Source organism: uncultured Kriegella sp. (assembly GCF_963975415.1).
Lineage (GTDB): Bacteria > Bacteroidota > Bacteroidia > Flavobacteriales > Flavobacteriaceae > Kriegella.
In genome coordinates, this window is record NZ_CAXBGN010000006.1 from 232,897 (window position 1) to 257,215 (window position 24,319).

Sequence of the window (24,319 nt, forward strand, 5' to 3'; positions counted from 1 at the left end):
TCCTTTCGGAAATCTAAACACATTTCTGTGATAATTGTACAAATACTTGAATAAATCAAGTTCCACAATGTGGAAGTAACCCCAATATTTAATATTTATAACCTAAATCTTTTTCTAGTTTCTTTATAGTCTTATTCGTGAATTTTTCAAAGTAATTTTCAATTTCCTCATTTGTATAGGGTATTTCTGACCCAATTTGACCTCTGAAAATCAAGAACTCTCTTTTTTCTCTAATTGTGCTTATCTCATCATAATTTGCAATATAATTTTTATTACTATCAAATCTTATTACATGATAACTTCGTACTAACCTTTTTAATGTTTTTGGCGGTTTGTTGTCAAAGGTTATTAAATCTTCGAAAAAACTTGCAATAATTTTATCTAATTTGAATAATAAAGATTTGTCATTAATCTCAGCAAAGTAAAATAACCATCCATACTTTTTGTTTTTAGAAATAATGCCAGTAATCATCTCATTAAGTTCTTCTAAAAAAACTTCTTTAAATCGATCTTTATCATCTTTAAGCCATTTAGGTCTATCATGTTTATTTGATAAACCATTTTTGAGCCATGTAAATTTTCCCGCAATCCTTCGTATAAAAAGCTGAACATTCTTTTCTGCAATCGAAACTTTCTTGTCTGATATGGAATAGCTAAGAAAGATAAATCCATCTGAAACATCACCGAATTCAGTTTTTGATTTATTTAGATCTAAATTTATATGTTTGATCTGTTTTTCTATATTTTTAAATCTGTACTTAGATATGGGATCATCATTTAATATAAGAATATCATCTACGTATCTTGAATAGAAATATTTCCTTTTACTTAATATTTTATCCACTTCCTCCATATAGATTTGAGCTAGTACATTTGAAATAGAAAGACCTTGTGGAACCCCCTTTTTCGTTTCATATAAATGATAATTTGATTTACTTGTATTTTGAGGTATTGTAGGTGTTTCAATTGCATTTTCGATTAATCCCAAAACAAAATCATCCACGCCTTTATCTTTCAATTTTTGAAGAAGTAATTTTCTATTTATTGTATCATAATACTTCGTTATATCAATTTTCAGGAAGTATTTTTTCTTCTTATTTATAGAAAGGTATTTTTTTATATCACGTATAAAGGAATTTGGTAATTTCTTATTTATACTATCAGGAAATAAGTCATGCAAATGTTCTTTGATAGCAAATAATATAATCCGATCTCTTACCGTTGGGATTGAAATAATCCTTGGATGTTTATTTCTACCTTTTAATTTTAGTACTTCGACGTAAGGACTGAAAGTATAAGATTCTTCATAAATCTTTCTTTCAGTAGCATTCAATAATTCTTTTTTACGATTCATAAATCCAATCGCATTTAATTTATCTATACCTTTTGTCTTTGTGTCATCAAAATTCTCTTTGAATATATCTTCAAGTTTTTCTTTTTTAAAAATATCTGTCTTACCCATATTTTGATTTAAAACCATGTGCCTAACTTTTTTATATAGCTGTATTTTACAGCGATATACGCCCAAATTAATTAATGCCAATAAACCGTATGTTTTTTGTAGGGTGCAATCAACGATTTGTAATTAATTTCCTGCCTTATTCCACAGCCTTTTTAAACGCTGCCGTACCGCCTACAACGGGCAAGTCGATTGTTGTGGCCTCCAAATCAACCGTAAGTTTGGTACCCGGTTCGGGCCATAGTGTAAATTCACGATCGCTAGAGAAGATCATGAGTCCGATCTGCTGTCCCTTGGGTATGATCTGGTCATCAGGCATCAGGTCAAACGAGAATTCATAAAATTTGCCGGGCTGTAGGGGCTCGCTTTCGGTCATAGACTTATAGTTCTGCGGGTCGGCCCACCCCCGCGTTATGATATTGTCGGTAATTTTTGAATTCTTTCCGTCGTTCCACGGTAAAGACACCAACCATACCGAAAGATTGGCCGCCGGTTTGCTACTTGATAGTTTGATGGTAACTTTAGCGGTTCCTGAAATATGAAGATCTTCGGTCAGGGTAGGGGTCGTATAGAGTAGGCGATGGTCGGTGTTTTCTGCTTGCGCTAAGATAGCTCCTGAAAAGGAGTAGTTGTCTTCCAGGGTTTCAGTTCCGGGGTACGTTGCTTTCTCGACTTGCAATCCGCCGTGTGCAACACCACCGGGGTGCAGGTGTAATCGAACCATTGTTGCATCAGGATTTGGATATTCCGCATAAGCTGTGGGTTGGTCTTGGGCATCAGCTTCACGAACGATCCAGGCTTTGGCATCGTTTTCTACGCCATTTTCTACGCCGTGTAAAAAATGGGTAAACCAGCGGTTCATCAATTTCATCGGTGGTGGCCCGCCGTGCCCGTTTTGGTGGTAGTAGATTTGTGCAGGTAGACCTTTTTCTCTGGCCGCTTTATAAATACGGTAGCTGTGTTCGGGCATTACGTTCCAGTCATTAAAACCGTGGGCCATCAGCAGGGCGGCCTTCATGGGTTCCATATCGTTGAGATAATCACGGCCGGCCCAGAAATCGTTGTAATCCCCCGTAATACGGTCCATGCCATTTTTCATTTCGGTATCACGAACGGCTGCATTGTTGAAAGCGCGTTTCGATTCATCACCACTATGTATAAAATCGTAAAGCACATCAATATCTTCTCCCAAATATCCACCGGGAGATCTGACCAATCCGTTAGATCGGTAATAATGATAATAAGAGGTATTGGGGGCGATGGGAATAATAGCTTCCAACCCTTTTACGCCCGTTGTGGCGGCCGCCAAGGGAATGGTTCCGTTATACGAAGTACCGGTCATGCCTACTTTTCCTGTAGACCAATCGGCCTTGACCCTTTCATTGCCATATGGCGAGGTATATCCTTTAGCGCGTCCGCATAGCCAGTCGATTACGGCTTTTGGCGCCAATGATTCATTGTCGCCGCCAACGGTGGGCGATCCTTGGGAGAGTCCGGTTCCCGGGGAGGAAGAATGCACCACAATATAACCTCTTGGAACCCATTGTTTGATGTGTGAATTTGAAATGATCGGTCGTTTTCCCGTTCGGGTTACTTCGGGGTGCAAACGTTCTTTGGCAACTGCGCCCAATTCGTGCTTTACATCCCAAAAAAGGCCGTCGACATTGGGGGCCACTCCTGCAAAATACGGACTCGAAACATACACTATGGGCAGTTTGAGCTTTTCACTATCGGTTTGAAACGGTCGCGTTACCGACACATGCATTCTGTCGGGTTTTTTATCGCCATCGGTATCAAAAGTGGTTTCTACCCAAAGGTCATGCCTGATCCATTTCGACGGATCATTGAATGCTTCAACAATTTGAGCTTCCCCGTTCTCAAAAACCGGAACGGCCTTGGTATCGGTTTGAGAATATGCTAAAAATACGCTGGTAAAAGAAAGAACAAATAAAAGGGTAAGGGTACGATATTTTTTCATTGAATAAAGATTTGCTTATAGGAATCGATACAAGCCGTAAAGTTAAGTATTTAAAGTAAAATCAATTCTCGTGAATAGTGGCGCGAATTGAGGTTGAATTTAAATTTAGGTATTGAAAAGACAAGGAAATAAAGGCAATGTGATTTTCAAAAGAGACCAACATCGATTGAGTTTGTTAATTTCCCTATCTTCGCACTATGCTTTCCAAAAAGACAAAATACGGATTAAAGGCACTTACGTATTTGGCGTCGAGGTCAGAGAACTGCCCTGTGCAAATATCGGAGATTGCGAAACACGAAAACATTTCCCAAAAGTTCTTGGAGAGTATTTTGCTATCCTTGAGAAAGACAGGGATCTTGGGTTCAAAAAAAGGAAAAGGCGGCGGATACTACTTAATTAAAAAACCGGCCGATATTCTCATGACCGATGTGATGCGTATTTTAGAAGGGCCAATTGCGATGGTGCCTTGTGTTAGTCTTAACTTCTACGAAAAATGTGACGATTGCCCCGATGAGGCCACCTGTTCGGTCAATAAGCTTATGCTGATGGTGCGCGACGCCAATCTAGGGGTGTATCGAAGCCATACCTTGGCAGATATATTGGTGCAATCGAAGGAGGCTTAAAAAAGGTTGTAGACTATTCTTAAAATATTTCCAAATCGTTAGAAGATTCTTAAAAATGGATGATATTTTCAATTAATCTACTAAAACTATAGGGTAGATTTAAGTTTTAAGGTTTTTTAACGTCTAACTTTCAGTGAATAGTACTATTTTTGAATATCCTATTAAGTCTATAGGGTATTAGAAATACACATTTAAATGATAGCCGATCAATTGATTTTAGATAGTAAAACCAGCAAAAGTAGCTATAAGGACGATAAGGAATCAGAAAGCCCCAAACGGAGTATTGTAAAATCCATCAGCTGGCGAATTATAGGAACGTTGGATACCATACTTATTTCTTGGATAGTCACTGGAACCTTATCAGTGGCTTTTTCTATAGGGGTTGTGGAGCTTTTTACAAAGATGATATTGTATTTTTTCCATGAGCGTATTTGGAACAAAATCAAATGGGGGAAATAATAGATATAAAGAAAGAGTATGGCATTTACACAGCAACAAATAGATGAATTGAACGCGAAGTTTGCAGAAGCAACGCCCAAAGAAATTATTTCATGGGCAATTGCCAATGCAAAAAAAGCAGTGGTCACTACGAATTTTAGACCTTATGAGGTGGCTATTCTTAGCGCGGTGGTCGAAGTAGAAAAAGAGATTCCGGTGATATGGTGCGATACGGGCTACAATACACCGAATACCTACAAGCATGCAGAGCAGCTTATTGCCGATTTAGGGCTGAACGTGAAGCTTTATGTGCCGCAACAGACTTCTTCGCACAGGGATGTCGTTATGGGTATTCCCGGTATTGATGATCCCAAACATGCCGAATTTACCGAACAGGTCAAATTGGAGCCTTTTAGAAGGGCGATGAAAGAACATGCGCCTGATGTCTGGTTCACCAACCTGAGAAAAGGGCAGACAGCGTTACGCGATTCGTTAGATGTTTTAAGTCTTAGTAAAGATGGCGTTTTAAAAGTGAGTCCGTTCTATCATTATAGTGATGTGCAGTTAGATGCTTATTTAGAAAAGCGAAATTTACCCAACGAGCACAAGTATTTTGATCCTACAAAAGTTTTGGAGAATAGGGAATGTGGGTTACATACCTAATTCAGAAAAGGAGATTAAAGAAATAGCATCTTAAATTTAGAAAAAAAATACGATTTGGAAACAACAATTATAGATACCCCAACTAAAACAGAAGGTTTGCCTAAACTTAAAATCAACGCACTGGAGAGCGAGGCCATATACATCTTTAGAGAGGTGGCCGCGCAATTTGAGAAACCTGTTCTATTATTTTCAGGAGGAAAAGATTCAATAACCTTGGTTCGATTGGCCCAAAAGGCTTTTTATCCGGCCAAGATTCCTTTTCCTTTAATGCATATCGACACCGGGCATAACTTTCCTGAGACGATTGAGTTCCGGGATCGTTTGGTAAAAGAATTGGGCCTTGAGCTTATTGTTAGAAATGTACAAGACTCTATTGATGAGGGAAAGGTAGTGGAAGAATCGGGGAAATATGCGAGCCGGAATATGCTGCAGACCACCACACTTTTAGATGCTATCGAAGAGTTCAAGTTCGATGCCTGTATTGGCGGTGCCCGAAGGGATGAAGAGAAAGCAAGGGCCAAAGAGCGTATCTTTTCGGTTCGTGATGATTTCGGACAATGGGATGAAAAAAATCAACGTCCGGAACTTTTCGATATGTTGAACGGCGAAATCGAAATGGGGCAGAATGTTCGGGTTTTCCCTATTAGTAACTGGACGGAATTAGACGTTTGGAGCTATATCGAGAAAGAGGATATCGAAATACCTTCCATCTATTTTGCGCATAAGCGTAATGTCTTTTTACGTGATGGAATGATTTGGTCCGCTGAAGATGAGGTTGTTTTTAGAGCGGAAGACGAATTGGTAGAAGAACATACGGTACGTTTTCGAACCGTAGGCGATATGTCATGTACCGCTGCCGTTTTTTCGCACGCCGATACGATCGATAAAGTGGTAGCTGAGATTCGTGAATCAAAAATTTCGGAGCGTGGGGCTCGAATCGATGACAAACGATCCGAAGCCGCGATGGAAAAAAGAAAACAACAAGGCTATTTTTAACGGTCGATGGTTGGTGTTGTTCAGTGATGGTAACATCGTTGACAACAAAGGTGTAGTTAACGAATGAAAATATAGGCAGAAAGTTTTAGCGAAATCGAATAACGATCGGCCGACAACAAAATATAAAATGGAAGTACTTAAAATAGCAACAGCGGGAAGTGTAGATGATGGAAAGAGCACTCTGATAGGAAGGCTTTTATACGATACCAAATCATTGACCGATGATAAATTGGAAGCTATCGAAAAGACGAGCAAGAAAAAGGGGTATGATTATCTTGATTTTTCTTTGGCGACAGATGGTTTAGTGGCAGAGCGGGAGCAAGGAATTACTATCGACGTCGCTCATATTTATTTTTCAACGGCATCAAAGAGTTATATCATAGCAGATACGCCTGGGCATGTCGAGTATACGCGTAACATGGTTACCGGTGCTTCGACTTCGCAAGCAGCAATTATATTGATCGATGCTAGAAAAGGAGTGATAGAGCAGACCAATAGGCATTTTTTCATCAACAACCTTTTACGTATCAAAGATGTCATCGTCGCTATCAATAAAATGGATCTCATCGATTTTTCTGAGGAAAAATACAATGCCATCAAAGCCGATTTTGAGAAATTGATGAGCAAGCGCGATTATCAAGACCAGAAAATTACTTTTATTCCTGTTAGTGCGTTAAAAGGTGATAACGTTGTGAACAGTTCTGAAAACATGACATGGTACCAAGGGCAAACGCTTTTAGAGCATTTGGAGGAGTTGGATAGAAAAGATATTTTCAATGTAGGTACACCAAGATTCCCTGTGCAATATGTGATTCGACCAAAAACCGAAGAATTCCATGATTTCCGAGGGTTTGCCGGTAAAGTGTACGGCGGTGAATTGAGTGTAGGCGACGAAGTTGTCGTATTGCCCTCGATGACCCGATCTAAAATAAAGGATATTTATTTTTACGACAAGAAATATAAAAAGGCGACCCGACGTTCTTCGGTGACCATTACTTTAGAAGATGAAGTCAATGTCAGTCGAGGCGATATGTTGGTAAAAGTAGACGATTTACCTACCATCGATAAGCAATTTACGGCCACTATTTCTTGGATGGACTCCCAGAAGTTGACTGCAGGCAGTAAATATGTGCTACAGCACGGTGTGAATAAGGTTTTGGCCAAAGTGGATCGTATTCATCATAAAATACAACCTGACTACTCTGGAATCGATGCAGAGACAGATGCTTTGGGAATGAACGACATCGCTCAAGTTTCCTTTAAGTTGAACAAGCCGATTTTTTTCGATGCTTTCAAAAACCACCGTACGAACGGTTCTTTTATTTTAATTGACTCCCAAACCAATGCAACGTCAGGGGTAGGGTTTATCAACTAAATAGAACACATCGTAAAAAAGTGGCCTAAGAAATATAAATTAAATATTACCTATTAAGTCTATAGGTGTAATAGTGAAATAGAATAATTCATCAGACGTTTTGTGCCAAGGCGTTTAGAATCTTAAACATATGCAAAGTTTTAGAACTGAAATAGAAAACCCAATTGTAGCAAAAGACATCTTGGCTTTAGAAGCTAAAATTCATGAGTTCAAGGAAGGGAAGTTAGACGAAGAAAAATTCCGTAGCCTGCGTTTGGCAAGGGGGATTTATGGGCAAAGACAACCCGGTGTTCAAATGATTCGTATTAAATTGCCTTACGGCAAAGTGACCTCCAATCAATTGAGAAGAATTTGTGGGGTGTCAGACGAATATTCTACAGGTCGCTTGCATATCACCACAAGACAAGATATTCAGATTCACTATGTTGATGTAAACCGTACACCAGAGCTATGGTCACAGTTGGAAAAAGACGATGTCACCATTCGTGAGGCTTGCGGTAATACGGTTAGAAATGTTACGGCGAGTGAAACCGCAGGTATCGACATCAACGAACCATTTGATGTTTCACCCTATGCCCACGCACTGTTCCAGTATTTTTTGAGAAACCCGATCAGTCAAGAAATGGGCAGAAAGTTTAAAGTGTCTTTTTCTGCGAGTGACGAAGATACGGGACTCTCCTATATGCACGACCTAGGTTTTATTGCAAAAATCGAAAATGGTGTTCGTGGTTTTAAAGTACTGCTGGGAGGCGGGTTGGGTTCACAGCCCCGACATGCCGATACATTGTTTTCTTTCCTGCCATCCGATAAGATTATTCCTTTGATGGATGGTGTTGTTCGTGTTTTTGACAGGTTTGGGGAACGAAAAAGTAGGGCAAAGGCCCGTATGAAGTTTTTAATGAAAGACATTGGTCTTGACGGGTTTAAAGCGTTGTTGGAGGAAGAGCAAAAGGCGGTGCCTTATACAACTTACCCGATTGATGCAGAGGCTTATCCAAAAATAGAAATAGGGGATGCAGTAGCACCGGAAGTTGAAATCAAAGATCAGCAAACTTTCGAAAAGTGGAAGTCTACGAATTTGGTGCCCCAAAAGCAAGCAGGGTTTGTAGCCATCGGAATTAAAGTTTTATTAGGTGATTTTTATACCGATAAAGCGCGGTTGTTGGCCGATTTAGTTGAAAAATATGCGGCAGGTGAGGTGCGAATGACTCTGCGACAAAATATACTGGTACCCTATGTAAAAGAAGAATTGATACCATTTTTCTATACCGAATTGGAAAAAATGGGCTTTGTCGAGATTGGATACAATACGGCATTGGATATTACGGCATGCCCTGGAACCGACACTTGTAACCTTGGAATCGCGAGTAGTACGGGTATCGCGGAAGAATTGGAACGGATTATAAAAAAGGAGTATCCACATTATATTGCCAATCCTGATGTAGCTATAAAAATTAGTGGATGTATGAACGCCTGTGGGCAACATAACATGGCCAACATTGGTTTTCAAGGGATGAGTATTCGTACCAAAGATAAATTGGTTGCCCCGGCACTTCAAGTGCTTTTGGGCGGAGGTAATATCGGGGATGGTAATGGACGATTTGCCGATAAAGTGGTCAAAGTGCCTAGCAAACGTGGCCCGGAAGCGTTACGATTGATATTGGATGATTTTGACAAGAACGGAAATGGGCAATCTTATGCCGATTACTATGCCGATAAGGGTCAAATGTATTTTTATGACTTTCTTACCCATTTGTCCGATGCCGATAACCTGTCCCCTGAAGATTTTATCGATTGGGGTACGACCGAGCGTTATAAAAAGGCAATCGGGGTTGGTGAATGTGCGGGTGTCGTTATTGATTTGATCGCTACCCTATTGTTCGAAAGTGAAGAGAAAATTGAAAATGCCCGGGAAACTTTTGAAGAAGGTAAGTGGGCCGCGAGTATCTATCATTCCTATTCTTCAATGGTCAATTCGGCAAAAGCAATATTGACCGCTGAAAAAGTGAAGACCAATACGCATATAGGTATCATCAAAGATTTTGATGAAAAATTTGTTGCGGCGGGCAAAATAGACTTAGGCTCTTCATTCGAAGAATTGGCACTGCAACTGAACAAAAATGAACCTACAGAGGCATTTGCAAAACGCTATATGGGGAATGCACAAACCGTATTGGAAAAAATCGAGGCGTATAGAAAACAAGAGTTGATAGAGGCGTAATATGGCATATCGAGACATACATACCGAGAAATTTGAACCAAAGGTGGCCACGGGTAATAGCGCTCGGTTGACCGTTATTGGTGCTGGTCCGGGTGATGTAGAGTTGATTACCCTAAAAGCGATCAAGACCTTGCGAACGGCGAATGTGGTTTTGTACGATGCTTTGGTCGATGACCAATTGTTAGAATATGCACCTCAGGCAGAACATATTTTTGTAGGCAAACGAAAGGGATGCTATTCCCACCGCCAAGAGCAAATTAATGAATTGATCGTTAACAGGGCCAAAAGTCATGGGCATGTTGTTCGTTTAAAAGGAGGTGATCCTTTCGTATTTGGTCGCGGTTCCGAAGAAATGCAATATGCAGCGGGTCATGGGTTGGAAGTTGCCATGATACCTGGTATTTCCTCCTGTATTTCTGTTCCTGCCTCGCAGCACATCCCGGTGACGAAAAGGGGGGCGGCAGAAAGTTTTTGGGTCATTACAGGTACCACTAAAGACCATAAACTATCGCAAGATGTGGGGTTGGCGGCAAAATCCAATGCCACCGTTGTGATTCTCATGGGAATGTCAAAATTACCACAGATAGTCGAGCTTTTCAAAAAGGTGGGAAAGGGAGAAATCCCCATAGCCATTATTCAGAACGGTACCCTCGAGAATGAAAAAGTAGGTGTAGGAACCATAGCATCGATAACCGAGCAAGTTGAAGAACTACAATTGTCCAATCCGGCTATAATTGTTATCGGTGAAGTCGTGCGTCATCGTGCTTATATGCAAGATTTAAAAAAATTGCACATGTTCGAAAACATTTCAGAAAACGAATAGTGCCATTTTGCTTGAAGACAGCCAATATGTTATGACAGAAAGAAACAACTTATACCCTATATTTCTTAAAACCGCACAATTGAATGTATTGATTGTTGGTGGAGGGAACGTGGCGGAAGAGAAACTTACTTTCTTGACAAAATCCAGTCCTGATGCAAAAGTGACCATAGTATCACCCATGTTTCGTGAGGGCACTTCGGCACTGGCCCAACAGTATAATGTTACGTTGATAAGTGATACGTACGATAAAAAACACTTAAATGGCCATCACTTGGTCATAGCGACTACTGATAACCCCAAAGTGAACGTACAGGTGTACGAAGATTGCAGGGCGTTGGATAAATTGGTCAATGTAGCGGATAATCCGCCTTATTGCGATTTTTATATGGGCGGTATTGTAACTAAGGGAAATGTAAAAGTAGCGATTTCCACCAACGGAAAATCGCCCACAACGGCAAAGAGGTTACGGCAGTTTTTTGAGGAAGTCATTCCCGAAGATATCGATGAGATGGTGCAGAATTTAAATGAGTACAGAAAAACAATAAAAGGTGATTTCGAACAAAAAGTGGATAAAATGAACGAAATAACCCAAGAATTGGTCGAAAAAAATAAAAAAGGTAAAAATGATTAAAACAGACATACTTGTAATAGGAGCTGGCCCAACAGGATTATTTACGGTCTTTGAGGCAGGATTATTAAAGCTAAAAACACATCTAATCGATGCGTTACCGCAACCCGGTGGACAATGTTCCGAGATTTATCCGAAAAAGCCCATTTATGACATTCCTGCTTTTCCTGAAATTTTGGCGGGTGACCTGGTTACCAACCTGATGGAACAAATCAAACCTTTTGAACCAGGTTTCACTTTAGGGGAACGGGCTGAAACACTTGATAAATTGGAAGACGGATCTTTCATCGTTACAACAAATAAGGGAACGAAACATCATGCACCCGTAGTAGTAATTGCAGGTGGGCTGGGTTCTTTTGAACCTAGAAAACCTCCTATTGAGAATATTACCGACTTTGAAGATAAAGGAGTAGCCTACATGATCAAAGATCCAGAGGTCTACCGTAATAAAAAAGTAGTCATTGCTGGTGGAGGTGACTCTGCCCTGGATTGGGCGATTTTTTTAGCCGATGTAGCTTCCGAAGTTTCTTTGGTTCACCGGCGCAACGAATTTCGAGGTGCTTTAGATTCTGTTGAAAAAGCATCAGAACTGGCCAAAGCAGGTAAAATCAAATTGTTTACCGAAGCCGAAGTTAAAAAATTATATGGTGACGAACATCTAGAGGCTGTTGTCGTAAAACACAACGATGCCAGTAAAGGGGAAACCTATGTAGAGGTCGATAATTTTATACCGCTTTTCGGACTCTCTCCAAAACTCGGCCCTATTGGAAATTGGGGATTGGAAATCGAACGAAATGCAATAAAGGTCAATAACGCTAAAGATTATCAGACTAATATTCCTGGAGTATTTGCCATTGGAGATGTCAATACCTATGAGGGGAAGTTGAAACTGATATTATCAGGTTTTCACGAAGCTGCCGTTATGTGCCAATTTGCGTATCAACTGATCAATCCAGGTAAAAGATATGTCATGAAGTATACCACCGTAGGCGGGGTAGAAGGATTTGACGGAAGCAAAAAAGAGGCTAAAAAAGAAGTGGTACAAAGTATATCTTAAACGAAATGCCAACTTATCGGGTTCTAAACCCGATAGGTTGGTATCGTTACAAAAACCCCACACTTTCCTTGCTTTTGAGCAGGCTGTACTGTTACTTTGCATTTGAACTCAAATTTGGAAGGGTTCGTTAGTTCATTAAAAAACTGTAAGTTATCAAGAAAGGCGGAGGGATTAGACCCTATGAAGCCTTAGCAACCCTTTGCCAAAAGAAGGTGCTACATTCTACCCCGTGCCGAAAGCATTCGGTATCCTGGCAGATAACAAAAAGAGACAGATTTGTCTGTCCTTATTCCTTACTTGATATTTTACCGAAAAAAAAAGCCCGTTTTGGATCTTATGTATTTATGAGGACTAAAATTGAATATAGGGACGGATAACATGAAAGATATTAAAGAGATATTACAAGAACGCATTTTGGTACTTGATGGCGCTATGGGTACGATGCTGCAGCGCTATAAGTTTACAGAAGCCGATTTTCGCGGTGAGCGGTTCAAAGATTGGAAATCTCCTTTGCAGGGAAATAACGATTTATTGTCTTTGACCCAACCGGGAGCTATTGCCGATGTACACCGCAAATACTTTGAAGCGGGTGCCGATATTGTAGAGACAAATACTTTTTCGGGCACTACGATCGCCATGGCAGATTACCATATGGAAGCGTTGGTCTATGAGCTAAACTTTGAGTCGGCCAGAATTGCTAAAATGGTGGCTGAAGAATTTACCGCCAAAGAATCCCACAAACCCAGATTTGTTGCGGGCAGTATAGGACCGACAAATAAAACAGCTAGCATGTCTCCCGATGTTAACGACCCGGGTTTTAGAGCTATTTCATTTGATGAGTTACGTATCGCGTATAAACAGCAGGTTGAGGCTTTGTTAGATGGGGGTGCCGATATTTTATTGGTGGAAACCATATTTGATACGTTGAATGCCAAAGCGGCATTGTTTGCGATTGAAGAGGTTAAAGAAGAGCGCAACATTGATGTGCCAATAATGGTCAGTGGTACGATTACCGATGCTTCGGGCAGAACTTTGTCAGGGCAAACGGCCGAAGCCTTTCTAATTTCCATTTCACATATTCCGATTTTATCAGTAGGGTTCAACTGTGCCTTGGGTGCCGATCAATTGGTTCCGCATTTAGAGGTCTTGTCTGGCAAGAGCGATTATGCTGTTTCAGCCCATCCCAATGCCGGATTGCCGAATGCTTTTGGGGAATACGATGAAACTCCAGAGCAAATGGCAGAGCAAATCAAAGAATATGTCGAAAAGGGTTTGGTAAATATTGTTGGCGGTTGTTGTGGTACCACGCCAGAGCATATAACGGCCATTGCCAAATTGGTCGAAAAGTATGACCCTAGGTCATTAATGGTTGCTGGTTAGTGGTTTTTAGTTGATAGTATGAAATATGTTGAATTAGAAGTTGGGAAAGAGTTTCGTTCGCTAGTCTACAGTGTTTGCAAAGCGACCATGCAATTACCAATAGACTCGGTCTATAAGCTAACAAGTTGGTTGAGACGATGTGCGCTTGCTGTTCCATCGCATATTTCAAGAGTTGGTTCTATTTATGAATCGGGAGCACTATTGTATTTAGCATTGGACCAAAAATATGTAATGCAAACTAATTTCGATTGGTTACGGAGTCAAATTAAAAATTATAAAAAGTTAATAAACGGATTTATCAACTATTGTAAAAGTAGTAACAAATGATAGAGGGTAATTCAAAAATACCATCAACGAACAACGATCAGCAATCAGCTAGATATTTAAAACTGTCAGGTCTAGAACCTTTGATTGTAACGCCCGAAAGTAACTTTGTCAACGTTGGGGAACGCACCAATGTGGCAGGTTCAAAGAAGTTTTTGCGCCTAATCAAAGAAGAGAAGTTTGAGGAGGCCCTTGACGTGGCCCGCGACCAAGTAGAAAATGGAGCCCAGATTATCGACATCAATATGGATGACGGACTTATCGATGGCAAAGAGGCCATGGTCAAGTTTCTTAATCTGGTGATTGCCGAACCTGATATTGCACGTGTGCCTATTATGATCGATAGTTCGAAGTGGGAAATCATTGAGGCCGGATTGCAAGTAGTGCAGGGTAAATGTGTGGTGAATTCGATCAGTTTAAAAGAGGGTGAGGCAGCGTTTGTACATCATGCAAAGTTGATTAAGCGGTACGGGGCAGCGGTTATTGTCATGGCGTTCGATGAGGTGGGTCAAGCCGATAATTATGACCGACGTATAGAGATTTCGAAACGGTCATATGATGTTTTGGTCAACAAAGTAGGTTTTCCTCCAGAGGATATCATTTTTGACTTGAATATTTTTCCTGTGGCAACAGGTATGGACGAGCACAAACTCAATGCCTTGGATTTCATTCGTGCCACCAAATGGGTAAGGGAGAACCTGCCTTATTGCAGCGTAAGTGGAGGGGTGAGTAACGTTTCGTTTAGTTTTCGTGGCAATAACCCGGTGCGAGAGGCGATGCACTCGGTTTTTTTATACCATGCCATTAAAGCGGGCATGAATATAGGTATTGTGAACCCAACGATGTTGGAGGTCTATGATGATATTCCAAAAGATTTATTGGAAATGGTCGAAGACGTTATTTTAAATCGAAGAGACGATGCCACAGAGCGATTACTTGATTTTGCCGAGAGTGTTATCGGCAAGACCAAAGAGAGCAAAATAGATCTTTCATGGCGCGAAGAACCTTTGCAAAATAGAATTACCCGTGCCTTGGTCAAGGGTATTGACCAGTATATCGTTGAAGATGTTGAAGAGGCACGGCTCAGCGTTGATAAGCCCATTGAGGTGATAGAAGGGAATTTGATGACCGGTATGAACGTGGTTGGCGACCTTTTTGGAAGCGGTAAAATGTTTTTGCCCCAAGTTGTGAAGTCGGCAAGGGTAATGAAAAAAGCCGTTGCTTATTTGTTGCCTTTTATAGAGGAAGAGAAATTAAAGAATCCTCAAATTGGCGATGATCAAGGAAATGGCAAGATATTGATGGCTACCGTTAAAGGAGATGTTCATGATATCGGAAAAAATATTGTGAGTGTCGTATTGGCGTGCAACAATTATGAGATTGTAGATTTAGGTGTTATGGTGCCACCGGAAAAAATTATCGCAGAGGCCCTAGAGCACAATGTCGATGCGATCGGACTCAGTGGATTGATCACGCCGTCACTTGATGAAATGGTGCACTTGGCAAAAGAAATGGAACGACAAAACTTTAAGGTTCCGTTGTTGATCGGTGGGGCAACGACAAGTAAGGCGCACACCGCTGTGAAAATCGACCCGCAATATAAAAATGCCGTGGTGCATGTAAATGATGCTTCAAGAGCAGTTACAGTTGTTGGCGATTTGTTGCAGAAAGAAACTTCTTCGGCGTATAAAGCTTCTATTAAGACGGATTATGAGGAATTTAGAAAACAGTTTGCAAAACGCGGAAAGCATAAAGAATATCGAAAACTGTCGGAGGCGAGGGAGAATAAATTCAAAATAGATTGGGATATCGCCCAAATAATAAAACCGAACGAATTAGGTATTCAGGTTTTAGAAGATTTTGAATTGCGTAAACTAGAAGATTTTATTGATTGGACGCCCTTTTTTAGAAGTTGGGAGTTGCACGGTAAATATCCACAAATTTTGACAGATGAAGTGGTGGGCGAACAGGCGACGGAACTTTTTAAGGATGCCCAGAAAATGTTGCAACAAGTTTTCGATGAAAAATGGTTAAAGGCAAAAGCGGTTTTCGGTCTTTTTCAGGCAAATACCATCAATGATGATGATATTGAGGTGGTATCTGGTGAAAACACCATTGTTTTTCGAACATTGCGTCAGCAGTTGAAAAAACGCGAGGGTGTGCCCAATACGGCCCTCTCCGATTTTATAGCGCCCAAAGAAACGGGGCTAGTCGATTATATGGGAAGTTTCTGTGTCAGTACAGGCTTTGGAACCGATGCGATTTCAGAAAAATATAGAAAAGACCTCGATGATTACAATTCGATTATGATAAAGGCATTGGCCGACCGATTGGCCGAAGCCTTTGCCGAGTATTTACATAAACAAGTGCGGACAGAACATTGGGGCTATGCCAAAAAAGAAGAATTGACAAATGAAGATTTGATCAAGGAAGCCTATAAAGGTATTCGGCCCGCACCGGGCTATCCGGCTTGTCCCGATCATTTGGAAAAACTGACCATTTGGGAACTCTTGGGAGTTAAGGAAAAAATTGGCGTTGAATTGACCGACAGTCTGGCCATGTGGCCCGCAGCCTCGGTTTCGGGTTATTATTTCGGAAATCCTGAGGCACGGTATTTTGGTCTGGGCAAAATAAAGGAAGACCAGGTAAAGGATTTTGCCGAAAGAAAAGATATTCCCTTTGAGGAAGCTGCCAAATGGTTGGCACCGAATATTGCCGATGATTAAAGGGCAGATGAATAAAATCCAGACGAGATTACGTTAGGGATAGAAGCGGCATCTTTTTACTGTAGTTTTGCACGAAAAATGTAGCGTACGAAATAAATGACAGTAAAAAATAGAGCGGATAGCCCGTCAAAACGTCAAAAAAAAGAAAAATAAACAGATACTGATAGAAGTTCAGCATAGATGAAGGTAACCGACCATATTACGAAAGCCAACGGAAAAACATTGTTTTCCTTTGAAATTATTCCACCGGTAAAAGGCAGGAACATTCAAGAATTATACGATAACATCGACCCGTTGATGGAATTCAACCCTCCTTTTATTGATGTGACTACCTCACGGGAAGAGTATGTCTATATCGACCGCGACGGATTGTTGGATAAAAGAGTTACGCGCATGCGCCCAGGTACCGTAGGTATATGTGCATCGATCAAGCATAAATACGATGTCGATACCGTGCCCCATGTCTTGTGTGGTGGTTTTACTCGGGAAGAAACGGAATATGTGTTGGTCGATTGTCATTATTTAGGCATCGAAAATGTTATGGCACTCCGGGGAGATGCAATGAAAGAAGAAAAATATTTTCAACCCACCAAAGGGGGGCATTCTTATGCCTGCGATCTGGTAAAGCAAATTCAAGACCTGAACTGCGGTCATTATTTACATGAAACGGTTGAGCGGGAGAACTGTGGCGACTTCTGCATCGGGGTGGCGGGCTACCCCGAAAAGCATTTAGAGGCACCGTCTTTACAATCAGACTTAAAGCGCTTAAAGGAAAAGGTAGATGCCGGAGCCGACTATGTCGTGACCCAAATGTTCTTTGACAACCAAAAATATTTTGAATTCGTAGAAGCGGCAAAAAATATGGGTATTGATGTGCCTATCATTCCCGGGATCAAACCGATTGCCGTAAAACGGCATTTGCAATTGCTGCCCCAAGTTTTTCGTATCGATTTGCCCCAAGATCTGATTGATGCTGTTGATGATTGTGCTACCAATAAAGAAGTGCGACAAGTGGGTATCGAATGGAGTATACAGCAATCGAAGGAGTTGAAGGCGGCGGGAGTTCCCGTTCTCCATTATTATTCGATGGGCAAATCGGACAATATTCATGCAATCGCTAAAGAATTGTTTTAATTGTCATAGGTCAAGTGAATGGGGGCAAGTTTTTTGGTCGACCCCGAGTGATCAATTCATAACTAAATTAGCTACTTTTGCCCCCCATGAACCCAAGGTTGTTTCCTTTTTTTCTGTTTTTGGCATCTTTCTGTTTTTCCCAGGAGATAAGTTACCCTAAAAAGCATACGCTTGATGTGAGCCAGTTCTATGGTTCGATACTTTTACACAATTCTGATATTTCGCATTTGATCAATGCCCATCCTGCGGGTGTCATTTTAGGCTATAACCGTAAAACCTATGGTTCTAAGCCGTGGCATCGGTTGTACAATTATCCCGATATGGGTTATTCCTTTATTTACCAGAATATGAATAATGGTACCTTAGGGGATAATTATGGCCTCTTCGCCCATTTTAATTTCTATTTTCTTCAGAGGAATCTTCAATTTCGAATCGGTCAAGGTGTTAGCTACAACACCGATCCGTATGATAAAAACACCAATTTTAGAAATAATGCTTACGGGTCCCATCTTTTGAGTTCCACCTTTCTAATGCTTAATTATCACAAAGAGAACATTTTTAAGGGACTTGGTTTTAAGGCTGGTATTTCGATAATTCATTATTCGAATGCCAATTTTAAGGCGCCCAATACTTCAACCAATACCTTTGCCCTTAACGCTGGGCTGGTCTATGACCTCGATGGAGGTGAGACTACTGACTTTATGAACAATCCCAAACCCGAAAAGTTGATAGAGCCGATTCGGTATAATCTGGTATTTCGGGCTGGTCTTAATGAGAGCGATGTCGTTAATTCAGGGCAATACGGTTTTATAGTGCTTTCTGCATATGCCGATAAAAGGGTGGGGCGAAGAAGTGCATTACAGTTGGGCGCCGATGCGTTTTTTTCCAATTTTTTAAAGGAATTGATCCGCTACCAATCGATTTCCTTTCCCGAAAATGGAGTTTCGGCAGATGACGATTATAAACGTGTCGGTTTGTTCGTCGGTCATGAATTATTTATCAATAAATTGAGCATTGGTACCCAATTGGGTTACTATATTTATTATCCTTTCGATTTTGAAGGAAAGATGTATAACCGAGTGAGCTTAAAGCGGTATTTCGGAAAAAAAGTATTTGCGGCCGTGAGTTTGAAGTCTCATGGGGCTGCCGCAGAAGCCGTCGAATTTGGTGTTGGCGTACGTTTGTAAGACCGAAATTAAATGTTGAAAGTAAAAAAAATAACGATGCCGGAATTTGGAACATGGAGTTTGAAGCTTGTAGTGATCGAAAATCGCTACAAACTCGTTACCTCCAAAATAATACTCGGGTGTTTAAGTCTTTTGCTATGGAGCTGCAATTCTGAGAATGCCCCAGATTGTTTTCAAAATGCCGGAGATACTGTTCGTAAGGAAATAGCGGTGCCAGAGTTTACCCAAATTACGGTTTTTGAAAAGGTAGCCCTTGTCTTAAAAGAAGGAACCGAGCAAAAGGTTGAGATTGAAAGTGGTGAGTTTCTTATCGCGGCAGTAAGTGCCGAAGTGCAAGAAGGTCGATTGGTACTGCGCAATGATAATGGATGCAATCTATTTCGTGAGTATAACCTGACGAAAATATATGTGACTTCACCTAATATTACCGAAATACGTAGTAGTAGTGGGTTGCCTGTCACTAGTGAAGGAGTACTTGGTTACTCCTCTTTGATGCTGATTTCAGAAAGCTATATTAACGCCGAATCGGAAACTACCGATGGTGAATTTGATTTACAACTTGCTGTTGAAAACCTCAATATTGTAGTAAATGGAATTACTTATTTTAAGTTATCGGGAACCACTGATAATTTAAACATTACGATTGCCGCCGGTGATTCTCGAATAGCGGCTGAACGTTTAGTAGCTCAAAACATCAGTTTAAACCATCGAGGCACCAATGACGTGCTCATCAATCCGCAAGTATCTTTGAGCGGTGTGATAAGGGGTACCGGTGATGTGATCAGCATTAATCGCCCACCTGAAATTAATGTAGAGGAGCTTTTCAATGGGCGGTTGATTTTCAAGTGACGTCTTCATGAAGAGCCTATGGAAAGTTAAGCCTGCCTAATGATGGCGACGATGAAGTGATCTGTTATATTGTGTGGATGGGGCAGAGGCTTAAAGTTGGTCAAAATGTGCTGGAGAATAAATTTAACCGATTGCGGTGCTATTTTGGTGATATCGTATTCGCGAGGTGCCAATTAAAAATTTAATTACTCCGAATATTATTAGCGACGAAGCGATCTGTATTTTTAAAGCGGAATGACTGTATATAAGTCAATATCCATGGAGCACAAATTAGGCAGATGGCCCTGTCAGGCATTGCCTTTGACAGTTTGACCCACAAGATGACATAAATGAACCCTATCCAAAAATACCTTAAAAACTTGTTTGCTGCCGAGCGTTTGTTAGGTAATGACGCCAAATTGATAGGGTTGACGAAGGCAGATGCCGTTTTGACTACGCTGGTCAATGAAAAAAAGGTGCCGGGAATTTCTATTTCGGTGTTGCAAGAAGGTGATGTGGTACTTCAAAAAGGCTATGGATATGCCGATTTTGAAGAGAAGATTCCGGTGCATCCTGAAAAAACCCTTTTTCGAATAGCGAGTGTCTCTAAGCCAATTGCAGCCACTGCATTGGCGCAAATGGTAGCCGATGGGCAGATTGATTTAGATGCCTCATTTTATAATTATGTACCGTATTATCCGAAGAAAGCGCACGATTTTACACTCCGCCAGCTGGCATGTCATACGGCAGGTATTCGGGGCTATCGGGGCATAGAATATGGTTTGAACAAACCCTACTCCATAAAGGAAAGTATTTCGGTTTTTAAAGACGACGACCTGCTTTTTAAACCAGGGACTAGTTACTTTTATACGAGCTACGGTTGGGTTTTGATTTCTTTGGCAATGCAGGAGGTTAGCGGAATTCCTTTCGAAGACTACGTACACAAAAAAGTATTGGCTACTCTGGGAATGAAAAGTACATTTGATCCGAAGGCCGTACTGAATGCTGACGTTCTACATAGGGTGACAAAATTCTACTCTAAAAACCGTAAAGGTTTTCGAACTGCTATTCCCGTCAACAACTTTTTTAAATTGGCCGGTGGTGGCTATCTTTCGACAGCGGCAGATATTGCCAAATTAGGTCAGGCCTATTTGGAGGGTAAGATTTTAACCCACGATGTACTGTCTCAATTTTTGACCTCGAAGACGATTAAGGGCGTTCCGACCTATTACGGACTTGGTTGGCAAGTAAGCCAAGATAAAAAGGGTAGACGTTTTTACGGTCATGTTGGTAATGGGGTAGGAGGATATTCGAACTTCTTTGTATATCCAGAACAGCAAATGGTGCTTGTCATTTTGGTAAATTGTACTTCTCCCAATATTCAAGTGGAATTGGATGAGGTGATCGATGCTCTGATAGTTTCCCGTACTGAAGAGTCTTAAAAGAGTTTACGTTGGGAGAATGTGATGATCTTTCAAAGACTAGCTCGTGATTTACCCTTTTATTTCAAAGCCGATATGGGCCAAAGAATGCTTTGATGGAGTTAATATTTCATCGCGTGATTCGTAATTTTAAAATAAATAAAAAATTGCAGTGCTATGGAAAAAATAAAAACTACACTTTTTTTCTTTTGTATGGTCTTATCGCTGACTAGTTTATCTGCACAGGAAATTACATCGTTCCATAGTATGTGGGGCGCACATTTCTATCAAGATAAAGAGAAATTGAGTTGGAAAGAAATCAATACTATTATGACGGAGAGCCAAGCTTCTGAAATGTACTGGCAAAAATCAAAGAAGCAAATGTTTGGTGGACTTATTGCCGGTACGGCCAATCTAGGATCGGCGATTTGGTATCTCGTCAACGAGCATGATGACAAAGACACTACGGCCCCAATTGTAAGTTTTGCGGGTACGGCTGTTATTGGTTCTATATTTTATCACTTGGCCATGAAGAATAAAAAGCAAGCCATTCTTGAGTACAATGATAGTCTTGACAAGTCGACATCGTTAAGGTTGGAGCCTACCAGCAACGAAAACGGAATAGGTTTGGCCTTGAAATTTTAGAGCTGAAAAACTTAGGCATCAATACGAACCTGAAATTTATTTTTCAGGCTTGTTTTTATAAGTGTATTAAGCTCAGCTGCTCAAGCTGGACAAATTAGTAGTACCTGCCGATCATAGGGTGTTCTACGATGGTCTGTTTGAGTTCAAAAGGGTCTATAGGTCCCATTTTTCGGAATACGATTTTTCCGCCAGGTTCGACTAGGGCCGTATACGGTAAGGCTCCGTTCCATTCGGGATCTACCGCTTCAATCAGCGCATATTTATCTTCTTCCGAAAAAATATAGTTGTCAAGTGCCGACGATTTTTTCTGCAAGAAGGCCAATGCTTTTTCCTTGGCGTCTAAACGATCGGCACTGACCGAAACAAATTCAAAATCGCGTAACGAGAACATTCGGTGGATATCCACAAATTCAGGATATTCCAACACACAGGGTCCGCACCAAGTGGCCCAAATATTAATTAGGCGTAGTTTGTCAGAATCATTTTTCAGCAATTCTTTCAGCCCATTTACATCAATTTCGTTGAGCGTCACTGTTTTTTCCTGCCATTCTTTATTGATTTTCTTTGCATATTGATTCTTCCATGCCCATTTAACCGAACATCCGAAGGTTTTTGTAGTATTCAAAACCACAGGTTCTTTCTTTAAGGTAGCTTCGATAGCCGCTCGAAGGTCTTCCGCATTGCCTGTACCCGGTTTTTCCGAATCGTCAAGACGGCCGACATAGGTGAGTGTTCTTTCGTTATTGAACACAAAGGCGTGTGGTGTCGCTACCGGACCATATTGCAAAGACGCTGTATGCGTATCACCGTCGTAGAGGTATGGAAAATTATAACCTTTATCTTTTGCGCGAACGATCATGTCTTCGAATGAGTCGCCTAAATCGCTATAACCGAGTTCGTTCAATAAAATGCCATTAATAGAATTGGGTGAAATGGCCACCACCTGAACGCTTTTGCCCTTATAATCTTCTGTCAAGGTAATCATACGTTCTTCGTAAGCTTGGGCCGTTGGGCAATGATTGCATGTGAAGATGATAACCAAAACTTTTGAGCTATTGAAATCACTTAATTTATGGAATTTTCCATCAGTACCCGGAAGGTTAAAGTCTGGTGCCTTTTCTCCGATTTTCAAGGTCGTAACCTTTTGTTCGGGCACCTCTTGTGGATTGGCCTTAAAAAATGCGGTAGCTTCTTTTGGCGAAGTTTCTATAGCTTTGTTCTGTTCCTTTTGCGGCTTACAAGAAAAACTAAGAATACATAAGGTGGTTACGAAGAAATAGCAGCGTATGGTATTCATTTTTAGGAGCTTAAAACTTCTAAAAAATAACGAAAAAATCTAAAGAGAACAACTATTTTGTCAATTCAGTGAATAGGCTTTCAAGGTTTTTATTTTTTCGGCTTAGCTGCAACGTCTTCAATTTGTTGTCATGTGCAAAATCGAATACAGCAGCGCGCATGTCATTGGCGGTGTTGAACGTAATCTCATAGACAAATCCTCCTGTGTTTTTTACGCTGATAACATGGGGCAGTTGTTTCAAAAAAGCCTCTTCGACCCTATAATCGAATTCTACTTCTATTAACTGCTCTTCTGTATCCCGAAGTGCTTCCAGTTTTTTATCGGCAACGATAACACCTTTGTTAATAATGATTACCCGATCGCAAACAGCTTCTACTTCCTTCATGATATGGGTTGAAAGCATAATGGTCTTTTGCTTTCCTATTTCTTTGATAAGCTTTCGGATGTCTAACAATTGGTTAGGGTCAAGTCCGGTAGTAGGTTCGTCTAAAATCAAAACTTCGGGGTCGTGCAATAGGGCCGCCGCAAGCCCGACTCGTTGGCGATAACCTTTAGAGAGTTGTCCTATTTTTTTATGTGCTTCAGGGGTTAGTCCGGTTTGCTCGATTACGGATTGAACATTTCCTTTTTCACACTGGTATACTTCCGCATTAAAAAGAAGGTATTCTTTGACATACATGTCTAAATATAACGGATTGTGTTCTGGTAAGTAACCCACACATTGCTGTACCTTTTTTTTGTTTGACCGAACATCAAACGAATTAACGGTGGCATCTCCTTCATCGGCAAGACTTGAAGTCGTTAGTATTTTCATCATGGTACTCTTACCTGCCCCGTTGGGGCCCAAGAAACCAACGATTTCTCCTTTTTTGATTTCAAAGCAGACATCATTAAGCGCCTTTTGTGTGCCAAATGATTTGGAAATATGTTGCACCGATATGGACATGAATACATTTTTTTTCAAAAATAAACAAAAACGGAAGACGGCTCTAATTCATTATTCGCAACAAATCAGAATATTATAAAAAAATCGACAGTGATTTCTTTGATAGCCTAAAAAATCAAAAAAAGATTCCCTTAAAACTTGATTTTTAAATTTAATTAGTACATTAGCCG

At 40.7% G+C, this 24,319-nt stretch carries 21 protein-coding genes and 1 riboswitch; of the genes, 17 read left to right on the top strand and 4 right to left on the bottom strand.

Translation table 11 applies throughout. The features are described 5' to 3' along the window. Nucleotides 1–88: 88 nt before the first annotated feature. Together AACZ88_RS14935 and AACZ88_RS14940 are read right to left on the bottom strand one after the other, a co-directional pair. Nucleotides 89–1,480 carry a reverse transcriptase domain-containing protein gene (locus tag AACZ88_RS14935; RefSeq protein WP_339711773.1) on the bottom strand — a complete coding sequence of 464 codons (1,392 nt, stop codon included), beginning with the start codon at nt 1,478–1,480 and terminating at the stop codon, nt 89–91. Nucleotides 1,481–1,598: 118 nt separating this feature from the next. Beyond that, nucleotides 1,599–3,437: a Xaa-Pro dipeptidyl-peptidase gene (locus AACZ88_RS14940; RefSeq protein ID WP_339711775.1), complete on the bottom strand. Its 1,839-nt coding sequence runs from the start codon at nt 3,435–3,437 to the stop codon at nt 1,599–1,601. 197 nt (nt 3,438–3,634) lie between these two features. Between AACZ88_RS14940 and AACZ88_RS14945 the strand changes: the two genes are divergently transcribed. The 17 genes from AACZ88_RS14945 to AACZ88_RS15025 all read left to right on the top strand — a co-directional run bounded on the left by AACZ88_RS14945 (nt 3,635) and on the right by AACZ88_RS15025 (nt 21,906). Then, nucleotides 3,635–4,060, top strand: a complete 426-nt coding sequence (locus AACZ88_RS14945) for an Rrf2 family transcriptional regulator (protein ID WP_339711777.1) — start codon at nt 3,635–3,637, stop codon at nt 4,058–4,060. Nucleotides 4,061–4,255: 195 nt separating this feature from the next. Beyond that, on the top strand, nt 4,256–4,519 hold the full coding sequence (locus tag AACZ88_RS14950; RefSeq protein WP_339711779.1) for a DUF2061 domain-containing protein: 264 nt from the start codon (nt 4,256–4,258) through the stop codon (nt 4,517–4,519). Nucleotides 4,520–4,537: 18 nt separating this feature from the next. Continuing rightward, the gene (locus AACZ88_RS14955; protein WP_339711781.1) at nt 4,538–5,161 is read left to right on the top strand and encodes a phosphoadenosine phosphosulfate reductase family protein; all 624 of its coding nucleotides are present in this window, start codon (nt 4,538–4,540) and stop codon (nt 5,159–5,161) included. 54 nt (nt 5,162–5,215) lie between these two features. Then, complete coding sequence (gene cysD, locus AACZ88_RS14960; RefSeq protein ID WP_339711783.1) at nt 5,216–6,157, top strand: sulfate adenylyltransferase subunit CysD; 942 nt, start codon at nt 5,216–5,218, stop codon at nt 6,155–6,157. Nucleotides 6,158–6,284: 127 nt separating this feature from the next. Beyond that, nucleotides 6,285–7,532: a GTP-binding protein gene (locus AACZ88_RS14965; RefSeq protein WP_339711785.1), complete on the top strand. Its 1,248-nt coding sequence runs from the start codon at nt 6,285–6,287 to the stop codon at nt 7,530–7,532. Nucleotides 7,533–7,662: 130 nt separating this feature from the next. Further along, nucleotides 7,663–9,753: a HEPN domain-containing protein gene (locus tag AACZ88_RS14970; protein WP_339711787.1), complete on the top strand. Its 2,091-nt coding sequence runs from the start codon at nt 7,663–7,665 to the stop codon at nt 9,751–9,753. Between the two features lies 1 nt (nt 9,754). Continuing rightward, a complete protein-coding gene (gene cobA, locus AACZ88_RS14975) occupies nt 9,755–10,576 on the top strand; it encodes a uroporphyrinogen-III C-methyltransferase (protein WP_339711789.1) in 822 nt (273 codons plus the stop codon). Between the two features lie 31 nt (nt 10,577–10,607). Beyond that, nucleotides 10,608–11,207 carry a bifunctional precorrin-2 dehydrogenase/sirohydrochlorin ferrochelatase gene (locus tag AACZ88_RS14980; protein ID WP_339711791.1) on the top strand — a complete coding sequence of 200 codons (600 nt, stop codon included), beginning with the start codon at nt 10,608–10,610 and terminating at the stop codon, nt 11,205–11,207. Further along, nucleotides 11,200–12,261, top strand: a complete 1,062-nt coding sequence (locus AACZ88_RS14985) for an NAD(P)/FAD-dependent oxidoreductase (RefSeq protein WP_339711793.1) — start codon at nt 11,200–11,202, stop codon at nt 12,259–12,261. Before AACZ88_RS14980 ends, AACZ88_RS14985 begins: the two co-directional genes overlap by 8 nt. Before the next feature lie 147 nt (nt 12,262–12,408). Beyond that, nucleotides 12,409–12,525: riboswitch (SAM riboswitch) on the top strand. A gap of 114 nt (nt 12,526–12,639) precedes the next feature. Beyond that, complete coding sequence (locus AACZ88_RS14990; RefSeq protein WP_339711795.1) at nt 12,640–13,641, top strand: homocysteine S-methyltransferase family protein; 1,002 nt, start codon at nt 12,640–12,642, stop codon at nt 13,639–13,641. An 18-nt stretch (nt 13,642–13,659) separates the two neighbouring features. Further along, entirely contained in the window at nt 13,660–13,968 is a 309-nt protein-coding gene (locus tag AACZ88_RS14995; protein ID WP_339711797.1) for a four helix bundle protein, read from the top strand. Further along, the gene (gene metH / locus AACZ88_RS15000; RefSeq protein WP_339711798.1) at nt 13,965–16,691 is read left to right on the top strand and encodes a methionine synthase; all 2,727 of its coding nucleotides are present in this window, start codon (nt 13,965–13,967) and stop codon (nt 16,689–16,691) included. The genes AACZ88_RS14995 and metH overlap by 4 nt, the downstream gene beginning before the upstream one ends. Before the next feature lie 180 nt (nt 16,692–16,871). After that, nucleotides 16,872–17,825, top strand: a complete 954-nt coding sequence (gene metF, locus AACZ88_RS15005; protein WP_339711799.1) for a methylenetetrahydrofolate reductase [NAD(P)H] — start codon at nt 16,872–16,874, stop codon at nt 17,823–17,825. Between the two features lie 86 nt (nt 17,826–17,911). After that, on the top strand, nt 17,912–19,012 hold the full coding sequence (locus AACZ88_RS15010; protein ID WP_339711801.1) for an acyloxyacyl hydrolase: 1,101 nt from the start codon (nt 17,912–17,914) through the stop codon (nt 19,010–19,012). A gap of 36 nt (nt 19,013–19,048) precedes the next feature. Continuing rightward, the gene (locus AACZ88_RS15015; protein ID WP_339711802.1) at nt 19,049–19,861 is read left to right on the top strand and encodes a head GIN domain-containing protein; all 813 of its coding nucleotides are present in this window, start codon (nt 19,049–19,051) and stop codon (nt 19,859–19,861) included. A 329-nt stretch (nt 19,862–20,190) separates the two neighbouring features. Then, on the top strand, nt 20,191–21,282 hold the full coding sequence (locus AACZ88_RS15020) for a serine hydrolase domain-containing protein (protein ID WP_339711804.1): 1,092 nt from the start codon (nt 20,191–20,193) through the stop codon (nt 21,280–21,282). 156 nt (nt 21,283–21,438) lie between these two features. Next, nucleotides 21,439–21,906: a hypothetical protein gene (locus AACZ88_RS15025; RefSeq protein WP_339711806.1), complete on the top strand. Its 468-nt coding sequence runs from the start codon at nt 21,439–21,441 to the stop codon at nt 21,904–21,906. A 94-nt stretch (nt 21,907–22,000) separates the two neighbouring features. On the opposite strand, the gene AACZ88_RS15030 is transcribed toward AACZ88_RS15025, so the two are convergent. Continuing rightward, entirely contained in the window at nt 22,001–23,203 is a 1,203-nt protein-coding gene (locus AACZ88_RS15030) for a redoxin domain-containing protein (protein WP_339711808.1), read from the bottom strand. A 52-nt stretch (nt 23,204–23,255) separates the two neighbouring features. Then, complete coding sequence (gene gldA, locus AACZ88_RS15035) at nt 23,256–24,149, bottom strand: gliding motility-associated ABC transporter ATP-binding subunit GldA (protein ID WP_339711809.1); 894 nt, start codon at nt 24,147–24,149, stop codon at nt 23,256–23,258. Between the last annotated feature and the right edge of the window lie 170 nt (nt 24,150–24,319).

Coding starts and splice junctions, on each gene's coding strand:
- AACZ88_RS15015 (WP_339711802.1), top strand. CDS start 19,049: ATGCCGGAATTTGGAACATGGAGTTTGAAGCTTGTAGTGATCGAAAAT.
- AACZ88_RS15030 (WP_339711808.1), bottom strand. CDS start 23,203: ATGAATACCATACGCTGCTATTTCTTCGTAACCACCTTATGTATTCTT.
- cobA (WP_339711789.1), top strand. CDS start 9,755: ATGGCATATCGAGACATACATACCGAGAAATTTGAACCAAAGGTGGCC.
- AACZ88_RS15025 (WP_339711806.1), top strand. CDS start 21,439: ATGGAAAAAATAAAAACTACACTTTTTTTCTTTTGTATGGTCTTATCG.
- metH (WP_339711798.1), top strand. CDS start 13,965: ATGATAGAGGGTAATTCAAAAATACCATCAACGAACAACGATCAGCAA.
- AACZ88_RS14990 (WP_339711795.1), top strand. CDS start 12,640: ATGAAAGATATTAAAGAGATATTACAAGAACGCATTTTGGTACTTGAT.
- AACZ88_RS14955 (WP_339711781.1), top strand. CDS start 4,538: ATGGCATTTACACAGCAACAAATAGATGAATTGAACGCGAAGTTTGCA.
- gldA (WP_339711809.1), bottom strand. CDS start 24,149: ATGTCCATATCGGTGCAACATATTTCCAAATCATTTGGCACACAAAAG.
- AACZ88_RS14995 (WP_339711797.1), top strand. CDS start 13,660: ATGAAATATGTTGAATTAGAAGTTGGGAAAGAGTTTCGTTCGCTAGTC.
- AACZ88_RS14935 (WP_339711773.1), bottom strand. CDS start 1,480: ATGGTTTTAAATCAAAATATGGGTAAGACAGATATTTTTAAAAAAGAA.
- metF (WP_339711799.1), top strand. CDS start 16,872: ATGAAGGTAACCGACCATATTACGAAAGCCAACGGAAAAACATTGTTT.
- AACZ88_RS15020 (WP_339711804.1), top strand. CDS start 20,191: ATGAACCCTATCCAAAAATACCTTAAAAACTTGTTTGCTGCCGAGCGT.
- AACZ88_RS14940 (WP_339711775.1), bottom strand. CDS start 3,437: ATGAAAAAATATCGTACCCTTACCCTTTTATTTGTTCTTTCTTTTACC.
- AACZ88_RS14965 (WP_339711785.1), top strand. CDS start 6,285: ATGGAAGTACTTAAAATAGCAACAGCGGGAAGTGTAGATGATGGAAAG.
- AACZ88_RS14970 (WP_339711787.1), top strand. CDS start 7,663: ATGCAAAGTTTTAGAACTGAAATAGAAAACCCAATTGTAGCAAAAGAC.
- AACZ88_RS14945 (WP_339711777.1), top strand. CDS start 3,635: ATGCTTTCCAAAAAGACAAAATACGGATTAAAGGCACTTACGTATTTG.
- AACZ88_RS14980 (WP_339711791.1), top strand. CDS start 10,608: ATGACAGAAAGAAACAACTTATACCCTATATTTCTTAAAACCGCACAA.
- AACZ88_RS14985 (WP_339711793.1), top strand. CDS start 11,200: ATGATTAAAACAGACATACTTGTAATAGGAGCTGGCCCAACAGGATTA.
- AACZ88_RS15010 (WP_339711801.1), top strand. CDS start 17,912: ATGAACCCAAGGTTGTTTCCTTTTTTTCTGTTTTTGGCATCTTTCTGT.
- AACZ88_RS14950 (WP_339711779.1), top strand. CDS start 4,256: ATGATAGCCGATCAATTGATTTTAGATAGTAAAACCAGCAAAAGTAGC.